Annotated in this window: 16 protein-coding genes and 1 pseudogene; 11 read left to right on the top strand and 6 right to left on the bottom strand. The window is 66.7% G+C overall.

Annotated elements, in window-relative coordinates; translation table 11 throughout:
• The first annotated feature begins 72 nt into the window (after positions 1–72).
• On the top strand, positions 73–633 hold the full coding sequence (locus AWC14_RS20705; RefSeq protein ID WP_428838991.1) for a peptidoglycan endopeptidase: 561 nt from the start codon (positions 73–75) through the stop codon (positions 631–633).
• Position 634: 1 nt separating this feature from the next.
• Here AWC14_RS20705 and AWC14_RS20700 read toward each other — a convergent pair whose 3' ends face one another.
• Entirely contained in the window at positions 635–1,876 is a 1,242-nt protein-coding gene (locus tag AWC14_RS20700; RefSeq protein ID WP_045378814.1) for a sulfotransferase family protein, read from the bottom strand.
• A gap of 28 nt (positions 1,877–1,904) precedes the next feature.
• Here AWC14_RS20700 and AWC14_RS20695 point away from each other — a divergent pair, with 28 nt between their 5' ends.
• Positions 1,905–2,480, top strand: a complete 576-nt coding sequence (locus tag AWC14_RS20695) for a TetR/AcrR family transcriptional regulator (protein WP_045378811.1) — start codon at positions 1,905–1,907, stop codon at positions 2,478–2,480.
• Positions 2,477–3,580 carry a DUF1214 domain-containing protein gene (locus tag AWC14_RS20690; protein WP_045378808.1) on the top strand — a complete coding sequence of 368 codons (1,104 nt, stop codon included), beginning with the start codon at positions 2,477–2,479 and terminating at the stop codon, positions 3,578–3,580. The genes AWC14_RS20695 and AWC14_RS20690 overlap by 4 nt, the downstream gene beginning before the upstream one ends.
• Positions 3,581–3,587: 7 nt before the next feature.
• Here the strand turns inward: AWC14_RS20690 and AWC14_RS20685 are convergent, their stop codons facing one another.
• From AWC14_RS20685 to AWC14_RS20670, 4 genes are read right to left on the bottom strand one after another with little or no spacing between them, the layout of a single operon-like run.
• Positions 3,588–4,025: a DUF5994 family protein gene (locus tag AWC14_RS20685; protein WP_045378805.1), complete on the bottom strand. Its 438-nt coding sequence runs from the start codon at positions 4,023–4,025 to the stop codon at positions 3,588–3,590.
• Positions 4,026–4,060: 35 nt separating this feature from the next.
• Entirely contained in the window at positions 4,061–4,849 is a 789-nt protein-coding gene (locus tag AWC14_RS20680; RefSeq protein ID WP_045378857.1) for an MOSC domain-containing protein, read from the bottom strand.
• A gap of 34 nt (positions 4,850–4,883) precedes the next feature.
• Complete coding sequence (locus AWC14_RS20675; RefSeq protein WP_045378803.1) at positions 4,884–5,429, bottom strand: class I SAM-dependent methyltransferase; 546 nt, start codon at positions 5,427–5,429, stop codon at positions 4,884–4,886.
• A 3-nt stretch (positions 5,430–5,432) separates the two neighbouring features.
• Positions 5,433–6,323 (bottom strand): SDR family NAD(P)-dependent oxidoreductase, encoded by an 891-nt coding sequence (locus tag AWC14_RS20670; protein ID WP_045378854.1) that lies wholly within the window; start codon positions 6,321–6,323, stop codon positions 5,433–5,435.
• 83 nt (positions 6,324–6,406) lie between these two features.
• On the opposite strand from AWC14_RS20670, the gene AWC14_RS20665 reads away from it, so the two are divergent.
• Genes AWC14_RS20665 through AWC14_RS20655 form a run of 3 tightly spaced genes read left to right on the top strand, consistent with a single transcriptional unit; the run spans position 6,407 to position 8,953 of the window.
• Positions 6,407–6,850, top strand: a complete 444-nt coding sequence (locus AWC14_RS20665) for a nuclear transport factor 2 family protein (RefSeq protein ID WP_045378800.1) — start codon at positions 6,407–6,409, stop codon at positions 6,848–6,850.
• Between the two features lie 19 nt (positions 6,851–6,869).
• Complete coding sequence (locus AWC14_RS20660; RefSeq protein ID WP_045378797.1) at positions 6,870–8,114, top strand: DUF1214 domain-containing protein; 1,245 nt, start codon at positions 6,870–6,872, stop codon at positions 8,112–8,114.
• Between the two features lie 2 nt (positions 8,115–8,116).
• On the top strand, positions 8,117–8,953 hold the full coding sequence (locus tag AWC14_RS20655) for an oxidoreductase (RefSeq protein WP_045378794.1): 837 nt from the start codon (positions 8,117–8,119) through the stop codon (positions 8,951–8,953).
• Here AWC14_RS20655 and AWC14_RS20650 read toward each other — a convergent pair.
• A pseudogene (locus AWC14_RS20650) lies at positions 8,938–10,530 on the bottom strand (class I adenylate-forming enzyme family protein). The gene AWC14_RS20655 and the pseudogene AWC14_RS20650 overlap by 16 nt on opposite strands.
• Positions 10,531–10,590: 60 nt before the next feature.
• Here AWC14_RS20650 and AWC14_RS20645 point away from each other — a divergent pair.
• The 5 genes from AWC14_RS20645 (at position 10,591) to AWC14_RS29780 (ending at position 14,848) form a co-directional block, all read left to right on the top strand.
• On the top strand, positions 10,591–10,989 hold the full coding sequence (locus tag AWC14_RS20645) for an Rv1352/Rv1906c domain-containing protein (RefSeq protein WP_045378790.1): 399 nt from the start codon (positions 10,591–10,593) through the stop codon (positions 10,987–10,989).
• A gap of 51 nt (positions 10,990–11,040) precedes the next feature.
• Positions 11,041–11,778 (top strand): DUF732 domain-containing protein, encoded by a 738-nt coding sequence (locus AWC14_RS20640; RefSeq protein ID WP_045378787.1) that lies wholly within the window; start codon positions 11,041–11,043, stop codon positions 11,776–11,778.
• A 35-nt stretch (positions 11,779–11,813) separates the two neighbouring features.
• A complete protein-coding gene (locus AWC14_RS20635) occupies positions 11,814–13,058 on the top strand; it encodes a hypothetical protein (RefSeq protein WP_045378784.1) in 1,245 nt (414 codons plus the stop codon).
• 329 nt (positions 13,059–13,387) lie between these two features.
• Positions 13,388–13,702: a PE domain-containing protein gene (locus AWC14_RS20630; RefSeq protein ID WP_211282308.1), complete on the top strand. Its 315-nt coding sequence runs from the start codon at positions 13,388–13,390 to the stop codon at positions 13,700–13,702.
• A 183-nt stretch (positions 13,703–13,885) separates the two neighbouring features.
• The gene (locus AWC14_RS29780; protein WP_057003242.1) at positions 13,886–14,848 is read left to right on the top strand and encodes a hypothetical protein; all 963 of its coding nucleotides are present in this window, start codon (positions 13,886–13,888) and stop codon (positions 14,846–14,848) included.
• Positions 14,849–14,865: the final 17 nt, after the last annotated feature.

Raw genomic sequence — 14,865 nt, 5'->3', positions numbered from 1 at the left:
TAGTGTAGGTCATTGGCGCGCATTAAACGTGGTGGCCGCCACAATTTTTGGCGGCTATCTGCGGCGTTGTTAATGTCCCGCCGCATGTTTGTTTTAGCAACGTTGATGACACTTATTCAACAGGTGTCAGGCACGCCGTATGTCACCGGCGGGGATTCCCCTGCGGGGACGGACTGTTCGGGCCTGGCGTCCTGGGTGTCCAATGCAGCGACGGATCGCCCGGTATTCGGCAATAGGTTCAACACCGGAAACGAAGAGTCCGCCCTGCTGGCTCGCGGGTTCCGCTACGGCACTGCGCCCGGCGCCTTGGTGATCGGCTGGAACGGTGGCCACACCGCCGTGACGCTGCCGGACGGCACTCCGGTGTCCAGCGGCGAAGGCGGCGGCGTCAGAATCGGTGGCGGCGGCGCGTATCAGCCCCAGTTCACCCATCACATGTACCTGCCGGTGGACCCGGAAGCGCTCGAGGACGCACCGCCCCCGCCGGACGAGGCCGTTCTGGTCGGCGCGGTGGCTCCCGAGGAGGCCCCGCCCGCTCCCGCTCCCGAGGAGGTCGTCGAGGCCGAGGCGCCTGCGCCCGAACCCGAGCCGGAGCCGGTACCCGCGGCCGATGAGGCCGCTCCGGAGCTGTAAGTCACCGCAAGAAACGCTCAACGTAGGAACCGAAGCGCACGGCCAGGTCGTGCTCGTCGAGCCCGAACATTTCGGCTGACGTCGCGACCTGGCCGAGCCGGCCGCGCTGATGGCCGGCCAGATATGAAGCCATCGCAGCGCGCGCCTCGGCCGTGAGCGTCTCGCCGGCAAGCTGATAGACCCGTTCTGCGACACGGAGCTCGTCGGCCATGAAGTCGTCGAAGCGGATGTCGACCGAGCGGCCCGGACCGATGACGTCCCGGTCGCGCACCAGCGCGGCCAGCATCAAATCCAGCCGGTCGATCCACGACGCGGCGATCTCGGTGATCGGCACCGGCCAGCGGTGCATCCGCGCGGTGTAGGTGATCATCGTGATCATCGACAGCGCGACCGGCACCGGATCTCGGTGGGTGAAAACCACCACCACGCCGGGAAACACCGCATCCAATACCGGCAGCTGCTCGAGATGTGACGGCGACTTGAGCAGCCAGCGGCGCCCACCGCGCAGGAACTGCAGCGCCTTGAGCTGCAACGCGAGATATTCGTAGGCCGGCGTCTGGTCGTGGGCCAGGTAGTAGTCGCGCCACCGCGGCACGTCCGCCAGGGTCTCGAACAGCATCGAGGAGAAGGCGTTGGCCAGCAGCTGGATCTCCTCGTGGACATGGTCGGTCGTCATCTCGTGCATGAGCCGAAAGTGCGGCATGACGGCGTTCATGAATTCGACGGCCGCGTCCATCCGGGTGCGCCGCGGATCCGGCTCGACCCCCGCCTCGCCGGGCAGCGGAAACGGTTCGACGCTCTCCCAGTACGGAAGGGTACGGAACGTCGGCGCCGCCGCGAGCAGGTTGTGCAGGTGGGTGGTGCCGGTGCGCGGCAGGCCCGCGATGACGACCGGCGGCAGCAACTCGATGTCGCGGATCTCCGGGTGCCGCTTGAGCAGGTCGGTCAGCAGCAGCCGGTTCTTGAGCCACTGCAGCAGCTGCGCGTGAAAGTTGACGATTCCCGGCCCGTGCAACCCGCTGACGTCGTGTAGCGCCGCGAGATAGACGTCGAGGCGTTCCCGGTAGTCGTGGGGCCCGAAGTCGTCGAGTCCGGTTTCCGCGGCCGCTTTGGCGTGCAGCGCGTCGGCGTCCAGCGGGCTCTCGGGCGCCATCGCTGCCATCAGGTCGCGGATCTGCTGGATCTCCGGGCTGAAGCGGGGCTCGGCGAGATCGTCCAGGTAGACGGTTGTGGCATCGGTCACGGCGACTTATGTTACTATGAGTTTCGTAATGACGACGGAAATTGGCCGACCCCGCGACAAACGCATCGACGGCGCGGTGCTGCGCGCAACCGTCGAGCTGCTCGCCGAGACCGGCTACGCCGATCTGTCGGTGGACGCGATCGCGCGCCGGGCCAACACCAGCAAGCCGGCGATCTACCGGCGCTGGCCGGGCAAGGCGCATCTGGTGCATGAGGCGGTGTTCCCGCTCGGCGACGCCACGGCGCTGCCCGACACCGGGTCGCTGGCCGGCGACGTGCGGGAGATGGTGCGCCGCACCGCGGCCGTATTGACCACTCCGGCCGCCCGCGCGGCGTTACCCGGCCTGGTCGCCGAGATGGCCGCCGACCTCACGTTGCACTCGGCGCTGCTGGAGCGGTTCGGCGACATCCTGTCCCGCGGCCTCTCGCAGCGCCTCGCCGACGCCGTCGCACGCGGCGAAGCGCGACCCGACGTGACCGCCGCCGAGGTGGTCGAAGCCGTCGCCGGCACCACATTCCTGGCGCTGCTCACCCGCGCAGACCAGCTCGACGACACCTGGATCGAGCGCACCGCCGCCCTGATCACGAGAGGAATCAGCGCATGACCCACCAATCGAAGGCTGCCTGGCGCGAGCTGCTGGACACCCTGGGCGGCCTGGATCGCTCGTTTCTCGAAGGCGACCGCGCGGTCACCGACGACCGGCACATCGCCGACGGCTACCGCATGCTCGCGACCACGTTGGGGGTGGCGTTCGACACCTATTTGTTCGCCGAACCCAGCCGGCCGATTTTCGTCGAGGTCAACACGCCGTTTCGGCGGGACCGGCGCTGGGGCGGCGACAACACCGACGCCTATTACTGCATCTGCCCGATCGACCCGAAACGGCGCTATCGGATCAGCGGCAACAAGGGCGACAGCGTCTACTTTTCGCTGACCGCATACAACGAACCATCGCCCGGAGCGTGGTCGGACCGGATCGTGGCGATCGTGCGCGACGACGATCTCGACGTCGACGCGGACGGTAACTTCTCCTTCGAATTCGGGCCGGAACCCGACGCCGCGGTGCTGATGACCCGCGACTACCAGGGCGACCCGCTGACCGGCCGCCCGGTGAGCTGGCGCATCGAGTCGCTCGACGAACCCGACCCGATCCGCCACGGCGACGCCGAAACCGCTGCCGCACTGCGGGCCAGCGCGGCGTGGCTGCGCACGATGTTCGCGATCGTGCCGCTTGCCGTCGGCGCGCGCAGCGACGACGCGCACACCATGGGACACGAAACCGATTACAGCGCAAACCAATTCGCTGAACCCTATCAGGTGCCCGACGCGAACTTCGGCTGGTCAGCGCGCGATGCCTGTTACGCCTACGGCAGTTTCGATCTCGCCGACGGCGAGGCCCTGGTTATCACCCATCGGCCGCCCGCCTGCCGGTTCTGGAATCTCGTGGTGTGGAACCAGTTCATGGCCACGCACTGCGTCACCGACGCGCGCAGCTCGATCAACGGCCATGCCGCAGTGCCCAACGCCGACGGTTCGGTGACGATCGTCGTCTCCCGCGGCATCACCGCGCACCCGAATTCGCTTACCACACTGGACTATCCGCGCGGCAACCTCGCGTTCCGCTGGTTTTTGGCCGACGCGGTGCCCGACCGGCCGCAGGTGCGGCTGGTCAAGGCATCGGATGCACCGACGGGCGTGGACTGAACCTGGTCTACAGCTGGGTGGACGCAGCGCATGTGGTTTGCGCCCGCGCTGCCCGCAGCACACCATCCGCGGTTCGGCATGCCGGGGTGTCGAGGTGGAGCGGATCGATGGGTAGTCCGGCGGCGCGGCGCAGCACCAGCACCGCCAGTGCGGTGTCGGTTCGGCACGGCACGATCAGCAGCGTCGCACTGCCGGCAGTGCCGGTGATCGTCATGACGTGCTGCCGCTTTGCTTCCCAGCCATAGGAGTCCAGCTTGGGTGGACCCTGTGATGTCGGCCAGTTGACGTTGATGCCGATGATGTCGCCCAGGCGGGTGCCCAGCAGCGCGATGAGTTCGGGCAGCTCTCGCGCAATGCCTGGTGTGCGCGGCCACCATGCCCCGTCGATGTCGTGGCCGAGCTGCAACGAAAGGGTCACGCGTACCGGGGTGCCGCGAGGGCGCATAACCCGACGCTACGCCACTCCCGCGGGACCGTTCCTCAGGGGCCAATGCTGACCGGGTCGCCGATGCGGATGGTGCCCTCGGTGAGCACCTCCAGGTAGACGCCGGCGCACGGCAACGATTCCACCCGGTTTTCGGCCACCGGCGTGCGCAGCGCATGCGGGGCCGGGGGCAGCGTGCCGTGCTCGAGCGTGGGCACCGCGCACCGCGACGTGGGCTTCAGCACGTACAGCCTGGTCTCGCCCACCGTCAATTCCCTTCCGACCCAAGTGTTTTCGGCGTAGGGCGGATATCCGGGCGGTGTCTCGATCACCAGGTTCGGCCGATACCGCAGCGCCTCGGTGCCGATACGCTCGCAGGTGGCCGTTGTAATCGCATGCAGCGGCGCGAGATCGGTGAACGAGTCACCCGGCGTCGCCATGGCGATCTCGACGATGCGGGTATCGACCTCGGCGTCCACGCCGAACTCCAGCACCTGCTCGGGGTCGGGCCGTTCGAGCGTGGCGCCGTCGGGTCGTTTGCTCACCAAGTGGACCGGCCGACCGATAAGCCGCGAGAGCAGGTTGTCGACGCCGGGGTCGTCGGCGGCCACGCTGGTTCCGTCGGGTACGCGGATGTGCACCCGGCCGCTGTCTGCGGCGGCGGAGAAGCGCAGCAGCTCACGCCATAACCGTGGCTGCTTGGCGCTGGCCACCCGCCCCGTCGTCGCGTCCACCAGCGCCAGCCGCCGGTCACCGGCGGCCCCGCCTTTGTCGACGAACAGCGTCGTCACCGTCTCGCCGAGCATCGACTTGACCGGGTAGCGGCGCAGACTCTCCACGCGCATCTGCAGCTGACCGGCCACGGCGTTCAGTATGCGCTTATCGCCTCGCCAGTACCCAGGCCACTCCGTCGGCCTCGTCCGCTGCGATCGGCTCGAGTTCGGCGAACGCGGCGGTCAGCTCGCCGGGGGCGGCGCGAAACGGTCCGGGCTGGGCACCGACCTCGCTGAGCGCGCTGACCGCGACCAGCCCGCCGGGCGCCAGCCGCCGGATGATCGCCCGGTCGAGGCGACGGTCCCGGAACCGGTGGCAGACGACGACGTGCGCCGGTGGACCGTCCGGCAGCCCGTGATCAAGATCGACGACGTCGAACCGGCAGCGATCCCCCACCCCGCATCGCCGGGCCAGGTCCCGCGCCTGGTCGATGGCCACCTGCGAGACGTCGCATCCCCGGACGTCCATGCCGCGACGGGCCAGCCACACGGCGGCAAGCCCCTGCCCGCAGGCCAGATCCAGGGCATGCCCGGCCGTCGGGAACAGATCCTCGAAGCCGGCGAACACCGAGGGCAGGCCCACCGCATCCGCCTGCGGCGGCCCGCTGGCCGTGTAAATCTCGTCCCAGCGAACACGATCTTTGTCGGTCACCGGCTACACCGAAAGCTCTGTGCCGGTTTCCTTTTCGGCGAAAGCCACCACCTGTGCGGCGGCGTCGTAGTCGCACGCGACCGCCGAGCGGCCGGCGAGCAGCGGCCCGCCGCGCAGGCCGAGCCTGCCGCTGACACCGACATAGCTGCCCGGCGGTATCGGCTCGCTGATGCAGTACAGCGTGGGCGCAGCTCCCGCGTCGATGTCGTTGGCCAGCCGGCCGGCCACGAACCTGACCGCCTTGTGCGCCAGCGACAGCAGCGGCGAGTCGCCGACGTGCGACAGGTTCGAGGCCACCCAACCCGGGTGGGTGAGGTGCGTGACGACCGGTGATCCGGCGGCCCGCAGCCTGCGGTCCAGCTCCAGCCCCCACAGCATCACCGTGAGCTTCGAGGCGGCGTAGGCACCCGTCGTCGTCCACGTGTGGTGGCGCAGGTGCAAGTCGTCGAGACGCAGCGTCGCCGACCGGTGTGCGTCCGAGCCGACGTTGATGATCTGCGAGCGCACCCGGGGCAGCAGCAGGTTGGTCAATGCGAACGGCCCGAGCAGGTTGGTGGCCAGCGTCGTCTCGAAACCGTCGACGGTCTCGGTGCGGCGCTGCGTCAGTGTGCCGGCGTTGTTGATCAGGATGTCGACCTCGCCGTCGATCAGCCCGGGGAGAGCACGCACCGACGACAGGTCGGCCAGATCGAGCTTGACCACCGAAGTCGAGCCGCCCATCTCGGCCGCGCGTTGCTCGCCGAGCCGGGTGTTGCGCACCGCCAGGATCACGTGCGCGCCCGCCTTTGTCAGCGCGCGCGCCGTGCCCAGCCCCACCCCGTTCGTCGCTCCGGTCACGACGATGCGCCGGCCGGTCAGGTCGCCGAGCCGGCTCGGTGTCCACGGTGTTGTCACGAGCATTACACTAACGGCTTGAAGTGGAAAGATCGCAAGCTGGCTAGTTCACGGAAAGCGGAGTCCGGCCAAGGTGATTCGGCGTGAATGACAGCGCAGTGGAGATCACCAATCTGATCTATCGCTATGCCGAACTGCTGGACGCCGGCAACTTGGACGCGGTCGCCGGGTTGTTCGAGCACGGCCGTATCTGCGGTGTGGAGAACGGCCCGCCCGAGACGGTGTTCGCCGGGTCTGCCGCGGTCCGTCGAATGTATGAGATGGCCACCCGCATCCACGACGACGGCACTCCGAAAACCAGACACCACACCACCAACGTGCAGCTCTACATCGACGAGGCCGCCGGCACCGCGCGCAGCACGTCCTATTACTGCGTCACCCAGGCCACGCCGGAGTTGCCGTTGCAGGTCATCGTGACCGGGCATTACAAGGACACGTTTCACCGGCTGAACGGCACCTGGTGGTTCGACACCCGGACGATGTTCGTCGACCAGGTCGGCGACGTCAGCCACCACCTGAAGTTCTGACGGTTTTGAGGAGCAGTTCATGGCAGACCATCCTGTGGCGACGGCATCTCAGCACGAACAGGAGTTGGCTGCGCTTGCGCTGATCGAGCACCCGACGGTCAAAGCGGCGTACGGCAGCGTCGCGGACAAGTGGCTGCAGCGGGCCAAGCCGTCGGATGCCATGCGGGAGAGGTTCGACGACGCGTTCGCCGAAGTGATGTTCTCCGCGGCGATGTGGTCGTCCAACCAGGACAAGCTGCGGCCCAAGGTCACCTGCATCACCCGGCTCGCGCATCCGGTGGACGGCCGCCGCATTCCCGGATCTCGTTGGGGCATCGACAATCCCGACAGCATCTACCGGGTGATCCCGATCTCCGGCGACGAGCGCTATGAAATCCATGGCCGCGTCGGCGACAACCGGATGACCGAGAACTACTTCACGCTGTGGGACGCGCAGATGGGCACCGTCGACGTGCTCAACGGCCGCACCATGGCGGTCGACTCCGACGGCAGCTTCACCATCACCGTCGACGCCGAGCCCGCCAACGGCCGGCCCAACCACGTGCAGACTTCGCCTGCGGCACACGAGTTCTACATCCGCGACGTGCTGCTGGGCTGGGGCCGCGACGATCCCAACCACCTGGAGGTGCAGCGGCTCGGTGGGCCGGTTGCGGGGGCGGCGCGCACCCTCGACGAGCAGGCCGAGGCGACCGCCGACATGATGGCCTACTTCGCCGATTTCACCGGCAAACTCAGCCACGGCGTCTACAAGATGCCGCCCAACCATTTCGACCTGGCGTGGTCGGCGGACAAGGTGGGCGCGATGCGCAACCAGGTTTACGTGATGGGCCGCTTCGACCTCGCCCCGGATGAGGCGTTCGTGGTCGACCTCAATGACGGTGGCGCGGAATACTTCACGGTGCCGCTGAGCAACATCTGGGGCACCACACTGGACATCGTCGACCGCACCGGCAGCCTCAACAAAGCGCAGTCGGTTGCCAACGAGGACGGCAGCTACACCTACGTGATCTCCCCGGTCGATCCGGGCGTGGCCAATTGGATCGACTCCGACGGTCTGCGCGAGGGCATCCTCACCTTGCGGATGGCGGAATTCGGTGACGCGGGCCCGCGTCCGGAGCTGGGCGCGCGTGGGCGTGTCGTCAAGCTGGACCGGCTCGACGCCGACGTGCCGCAGTTGCCGCGGGTCGGCGCGGATGAGCGGAAAGCCCAACTCGCCGAACGGCGACGAGCGTACTTACGGCGGCTGCCGGAAGGGACGGCCTAGACATGGCCCGCTGGTTGATCACCGGATGCTCGACCGGGTTCGGCCGTGAAATTGCCCGCGCCGCACTACAGGACGGCCAACAAGTCGTGGTGACCGCGCGACGGGCCGATGCGGTACAGGATCTCGTCGACGAGTTCGGCGAGATGGCGGTGGCCGCCGCGCTCGACGTGACCGACGCCGGCCAGATCGCCGCCGCCGTGGCCGCGGCCGAGGACGCATTCGGCGGAGTCGACGTGCTGGTCAACAACGCCGGTCACGGCTACCTGTCCGCGGTGGAGGAAGGCGAAGACGCCGAAGTCCGAAAGCTGTTCGACATCAACTACTTCGGCGCCGTCGACATGATCAAGGCAGTGCTGCCCGGGATGCGCGCCCGGAAGTCCGGGCACATCGTCAACATCTCGTCGATGACCGGATTGGTGGCCAATCCGCCCAACGCCTACTACTCGTCGACCAAGTTCGCGCTGGAAGCCGTGACCGAAGCGCTGGCCGCCGAGGTGCGGCCGCTGGGCATCAAGGTCACCGCCATCGAACCGGGCGCGTTTCGCACCGATTGGGCCACCAGGTCGATGAAGGAGTCCGGCACTCCGATTGCGGACTACGCCGATGTCGCCGCGCGCAAAGACTTGATCAAGCAGTTCGCCGACCATCTGCCGGGCGACCCGCGCAAGGTGGCCGAAGCGGTGTTGATGGTGACCAAACTCGACGAGCCGCCGCTGCGGCTCTTGCTGGGCCGCGACGTGCTCAAGGCAGCACGGGACAAGATCGCGGCGATGGCGGCGTCCATCGACGAATGGGAAGCCGTGACGAAGGACGTCGACTTCGGTCAGGACCGTTCGTGATCAGCTGCCATCCTGGCCCGAATGTCCTCGCGGAGCAGGGCTTTGGCGATCTTTCCGCCGGAGGATCGGGGCAGTTCGTCGACCACGACGAGCCGTTCGGGTAGCAGTTCCTTGGAAACCCCCAGCGCCAACAGATGCTCGACCAGCTGCGGCAACTCAAGGGTGCGAGGTTTGGCGAGTTCGGCGTAGACACAGACCTTTTCGCCGAACACCGGATCGGGCATCGCCACCGCGGCGGCGACCGCGATCGCGGGATGCGTCATCACGGCGTCTTCGACCTGGCTGGCGCTGATGTTCTTACCGCCGCGCAGGATGAAATCAGATGTCCGGCCGGTGACGCGCAGATACCCGTCGGCGTCGATCTCGCAGATGTCGCCCATCCGCATCCACCCGTCAGGCGTGAACAGCTTGTCGTGGTCAACACCGTCGAGATAGCCGAGGCTGGTGGCCGGTCCGCGGCACACGGGCTGGCCGCGCCCCGTCGCCGTCACGTCGCGATCGCCGTCGAAAAGCCGGACCGACATTTCCGGCACGATGCGACCGGCGGTGCGGAGTCGGCGGTGCCGCGAGTCAGCCGTCGTGGTCACACTGAGCAGCCCGGTCTCGTTCGAGCCGTAGAACTGCAGAATCGTCGCGCCCGTGAGTTCCTCGAACTCGACGGCCGGCCGATACGGCAACGCCTCGCCGCCCGTGAAAACGACGCGCAGTGAGCTCAAGTCGTAGCGGCGACAGGCCGGGTCGGCCATCAGCATCGTCAATTGTGTGCTGACACAGCACAATACGGTGACTTTGTGACGTGCGATGGCCTCGCATGTCGCCGTAGTGGTGAACCGTTGCAGGGTGACCGCGGTGGCGCCCAGGTGGATCGGCGTCGTGTGGCTGGTCCAGATCCCGAAGCCGAACGGCGTGGGGATGACGGGCAGGAAGATGTCCTCGGATGTCAATCGCCCGTTGGCGACGGCCTGCTGATGGAAGTAGTGCCAACGGTTCTGGGTGTGCACCACACATTTGGGCGATCCGGTGGTTCCCGACGTCGAGTTGATCAGGAAAACGTCGTCGGGCCCGAGTTGGGACTCGCGCGTCAGCGTCGAGGGCTAAGCGTCGGTGGTCAGGCGCAGCGTCTCATCCATGACGTGCGTGGGTCGACCCGCCACGGTTCCGCGCTGTCGATCGGTAATCAGGAGCCTGGGTTGCGTGCTGCGCAGGATCGCTGCGACTTCGCGGGCGCCGGCGCGCACGCCGATACCGACCACGACAGCGCCGCAGCGTTCGATGGCCACGTACAATACATGGATGGCGGCGGAGTCAGCGTGCCACACCGCGACCCGATCGCCGCGCGTAACGCCGACGCCGGCGAGCTGTTCGGCTAAAGTGGTTGCCGCAGAGTCGAATTCACTCCAGGTCAGAGATGTTGCAGGGTGGTCGATGTAGGCGACACGGCCGGGTGATTGTTCGGCGTTGCGCCGGACCGCGTCGGACAGCGTCGAATCGATCCACCAGCCCGCGGCGCGATACCGGGCCGACTCCGCCGCGGTGAATGCCGGCGAGCCCGCGATATCCAACCCGCGTGTCCTCATGCGAGCACCGTAACGCCGAGTCGCCGCGAAAATGGGAGGCCCAATGCTTACTCTTCTTCAATGCACGCGAAGAAAGCTGCCATCGCCGCAGCGGCGATGGTGCTCGCGGGTTGCGGGGGGTCGAGCCGGTCGCTGGCGACGGTGACGTCGACGGTGCAACCGGTAATCACCAAGACGGTGACGGTAACCGTCCCGCCGCCCGCGACTCCGCTGCCCAAAACGACCATGGACACCGATGGCACCTACCGGGTCGGCACCGACATCGAGCTGGGCACGTACCGCACCGGCGGTCGGAGCGCGGACGGAGAATCGGATTGCTATTGGGCCAGGCTGCACAGCCTTAATCCGACCGACATCATCGACAACAACATCGGCAACGGTCCGCAGGAAGTTGCGATTCAGCCGAGCGACGCGGCGTTTCTGACGCACAGCTGCCAGCGCTGGGAGAAGACGCACTAACCATCTGGCAAGACGTCCGTCAACTGCGTCAGGCTGCTTTACGCTCAGATCATGCGCGATCGGGACGCGATCGACGCCGAGTTGCGGCGCCTGGCGGCAGCGCGCAACCAAGGTGGTGCGCCGTCCGCGCGTGAGTTCGACGCGCTTCTCGACGAGCGGCTGGGACATTTGCCCGAGGTGCCCGAAGCCGAGACGGTTCGCGCGTCTGTCGTCAGGCCGTCCCGGCGTAAGGGTGTGCGGTTCCGGGTCGGCCTCTTGGCGGCGTTGCCGCTGTCGCTGATCGCGGTCGTCGCAGTGGTGGTGGCGATGTACACGTTCCACAGCCCGCCACCGGCGGCGCAGCCGCCGGCGGAAGCACCGCCGGCCGAATCGCCGCCGTCGGCAGCGCGACCCAACCCGGCTCCCCCGACTGCTCACCCTCCGCCGCTCGACATGGTCGACAAGGCGTTCATCGACGCCCTCAGACAGGAGCAGGTGCCGATCCCCAGCCGCGAGTATGTGACCAGCCACGGGCATGCGGCCTGCGACTTCCTGGCGCAGAAGCAGAATTTCGCGGACGCCGTGCATTTCGTTCAGGAATCGTCGGTGTGGGACGCCAATCAAAGCGCCTACGTCACGGCGGGCGCCATCGTCTCGTACTGCCCGCAGTACCTATCGACGACGAACGACGTGCAGGCATCCCAGACTCCGCTGCCCGATCTGCCCAACATCCAGGGTGACTTGGAAGGGATCGAAGGCGTTCTGCGGGGCATCCGAGACGATCTGCAAGGCATCACGGGTCAGCAGTAGCCCCTGTCGGCGTCGGACTGACATGATTGAAGGAGATGAAAGCACTCGGGATCGCGGCGGCAACCGCGATAGCTCTTGCGCCGCTGCCGGCGGTAGCCGCCATCACACCCGGTGTGGCACACGCAGCACCTTGCACCGGCGCCGGATCGAACCCCACCTTCTGCGACGAATGTCTGTTCTGGGTGGCCCAATATCACCTTCGGTCGACACGATCGTGCTACGAGGAAGGCCCGCCGCCGCGCCCGGCCCAGCCGCCGTCGAGCGCCGTGCCAGTGCAGATTCCGCCGGCTCCGCCGGTGCCTGTTGTGCCGCAACCGCCGCCGCCGAGGATGACTCAGGTCGTTCCCGCGCCGCCCAGCCCAGTTCACGGCCCGCAGATCAACCCGCTGCCGCCGGGTGCGTCGCGCAGCGCCCCGCTGGTGGCGCCGCCGAAGAGACTGGATGCACCACCGCAGGCAGTTGAGGCGGCCAAGGCGGCTCCGGCGACGCGGGTGAATCCGGGCATGGACAAGATGCTGCAAGTGGTGGATTTCAACCACCAGGTGCAGACCGTGGTCGACGCCCACAACGGCAACGTCGACGTCATCGAGGCCGACAACCAGTCGCTGCCGCGCCCGCGACATTGGGACTACATCGACTACGACACCTACCACCGGCCGATGCTGTACAACCCGCTCAGCGAGGCGATGACCTTCCGCTACTTCTACAACGGCGCCTACCGGGAGGCGTATGTTCCGGCCGGTGGCCGGATTGTGCTCGATGCGGCGGCCGCCGGCATTTTCCCGTTCACGGCGGTCGGCGACAGTCACGTTGCGACCGGCAGCTTCCGCGGCGGGGCCTGGATTCCGCCGGAGGGTTGGGACGGCCCGCCGCCGCCCGACTACACCCCGCCGGCCGCTCCGGAGGTGTACAAGGACGTCGTGGCCGAGGTTCCCGCCGACGACAAGGCCGTGTCCGTCGGGCAAGTGCAGCTGGTGGGCCACGACGACAGCCAACCTGCGGGCGGCCGGGACACGTTCCTGCTCGACGACTCGACCCTGGCCTGGGGTCAGATCAACGATCCCGGCAGCAGCTCCCAGATCAAGGTGACCAAGACTCAGTCGCTGCCCGGAGTTGGGCCGACTGACAATGGCAGCTACCTGGTGGCGCTGGCCGCTTTGGAGGAGCCCAATCCGTCGAGCGGAGCCTGGTGGCCTGCGGCGCTGGGCTATGGCGGATTGGCGCTGGCAGTAGTCCTCGTCGCCTGGGGGCTCAGTCGTGGGAATCGCGAAGAGACTTGACCTTCGGTAATGCTGGTCGGGCTGACAGGATTTGAACCTGCGACCACTTGGCCCCAGGCTCAATTCTGATGGCTGCGAAATACTCATCGGGTTGATGACCTCTTGAGCAGCGACCGGCAAGCGGCAGTTGGAAAATTGCCGCAAGCTGGCGCGGCTGACCGGGCGGCGCGATCCGCGGCGATTCCTGCCTGTCCTCAGATCAACCAAGCCCCCAGACACAAAGGTCAAAGGTAAGGGCCCACCTGCGGTTTTGCCTGCCAATTGGTGTCTCGGAGGTGGCTGACGGTTGGGTATATTTGCCACACGACATATTGCGAGGCGGGGTGCTGGTGGCGGTGCTTGACTTACGCGTCAAGACTGGGGCTCTTTCCGGCGTGGGGCAAGAGTTGCTGAGTGCAGCCAGCGCGATTCCCGACGCTCCGCAGCCAGTGTCTCCGACGGGTGGCGATCCGCTGTCGACGGCCATCGCGGCCCACGTGACTAACACGGTCGCTCCGCTGGTTGCGGATCGCCCGGCGGCCAAGGACGAAGCGAGCAGCTACGCACAGGCTTTGGGCGCGGCCGCTCGTGCCTATGTCGGCACCGATGAGCCGCTGGGCGAGGAGATTGACCGGCAGATATCCGGCGTCCCCGCGTCAGGCTAGTCAATGGGCATCGACCGGCCCGGTGGCCCTTACGGCGCGGAAATGACCGCGCCGTAAGCCTGGCCCGAGGCCGACGAAACCACCCTGTTGGATACCGCCGACGCGTTCGACGCCGACCGGAAGGCCGTCGACGAGCAGCTGTGGGTATTCCAGCAAGCACGGACCAGGCTCTTCGAGGACGAGGTGTGGTCGGGTCAGGCCGCCAACGCCGCGAACGCCAAACACCAGCAGCAGATCAGCACGCTGCAAGCCCACGTGAACGGCTCAGCCGCGGCGGCCAAGCTGTATCGCGACTCGGCTGGCGTGGTGACCAGCACCAAGCAGCAGATCATCGAAAACGTTGAGAAGACCCAACAGCTGATCGACCAGATCGCCAACGATTCGCAAGCCACCGCCGAACAGAAAGACTATTTCATCAAAGGCCTGGTCAAAGAAACGCACGCCGAAAACGTTGAACTCGTGCAAGCCGGCGCAGCCAAGCTGGGCAAGCCGCCGGCAACTCCACTGACTGTGCGGCCAGCATCCAACGGGCGTCAGGTGCCGCTCGCCCCGCCCGGTGACCGGCCGGGCACGACGGTACCGCAAGACCCCAAGCAGTTCACCGATTTTTGGAACAAGCTGAGCCGCGAAGAAAAAGACCGGCTCTACGCCCAAGACCACTTCATCGGTAACCACGCCGGCATGCCGTTCATCGACCGCGATCACTACAACCGGATGCATCTCGACGAGCTACAAAAAGCCAATCAGGCTGAGCTGGATCGCTTGCGCGCCGCGCATCCAGATTGGGCCGCCGGCAAGGCACCGGGAATAGCGCGTTTAGATTATTTGCAGTACTCCGAATGGAAAAAGCAGTGGGACGCCGCCAATCACACGCGCGACGGTTACGCACAGGTGAAAAACGACCTCGGCCCACCACCGGATAAAGTGGCCCCGGGCCAACTACCAAAGTATCTCGGCATCATCGACGACAAAGGCCACGCCGCGGTCTCCATCAACAACCCAGATACCGCCAAACGCAACGCCACCTTCGTGCCCGGCACCGGCCAAGACCTCACCCGCTTCGATGCCAGCGCCGCTAAGTCAGAACAAATGTATTGGCCACAAGGAATGCCGATCGTACGCTTCAGGCGGGCGATGTTTCCGTGACGACATGGATGGGCTAT

The organism is Mycobacterium kyorinense (assembly GCF_002101735.1).
GTDB classification, from domain to species: Bacteria; Actinomycetota; Actinomycetes; order Mycobacteriales; family Mycobacteriaceae; genus Mycobacterium; species Mycobacterium kyorinense.
This window is presented reverse-complemented; position numbering and strand designations above follow the sequence as displayed.

Bases quoted from the DNA above. Each gene is read 5' to 3' on its own strand.
- AWC14_RS20640 (WP_045378787.1), top strand. From the start codon at position 11,041: ATGCGCGATCGGGACGCGATCGACGCCGAGTTGCGGCGCCTGGCGGCA.
- AWC14_RS20690 (WP_045378808.1), top strand. From the start codon at position 2,477: ATGACCCACCAATCGAAGGCTGCCTGGCGCGAGCTGCTGGACACCCTG.
- AWC14_RS20655 (WP_045378794.1), top strand. From the start codon at position 8,117: ATGGCCCGCTGGTTGATCACCGGATGCTCGACCGGGTTCGGCCGTGAA.
- AWC14_RS20685 (WP_045378805.1), bottom strand. From the start codon at position 4,025: ATGCGCCCTCGCGGCACCCCGGTACGCGTGACCCTTTCGTTGCAGCTC.
- AWC14_RS20645 (WP_045378790.1), top strand. From the start codon at position 10,591: ATGCACGCGAAGAAAGCTGCCATCGCCGCAGCGGCGATGGTGCTCGCG.
- AWC14_RS20680 (WP_045378857.1), bottom strand. From the start codon at position 4,849: ATGCGCGTGGAGAGTCTGCGCCGCTACCCGGTCAAGTCGATGCTCGGC.
- AWC14_RS20660 (WP_045378797.1), top strand. From the start codon at position 6,870: ATGGCAGACCATCCTGTGGCGACGGCATCTCAGCACGAACAGGAGTTG.
- AWC14_RS20695 (WP_045378811.1), top strand. From the start codon at position 1,905: ATGACGACGGAAATTGGCCGACCCCGCGACAAACGCATCGACGGCGCG.
- AWC14_RS20635 (WP_045378784.1), top strand. From the start codon at position 11,814: ATGAAAGCACTCGGGATCGCGGCGGCAACCGCGATAGCTCTTGCGCCG.
- AWC14_RS20705 (WP_428838991.1), top strand. From the start codon at position 73: ATGTCCCGCCGCATGTTTGTTTTAGCAACGTTGATGACACTTATTCAA.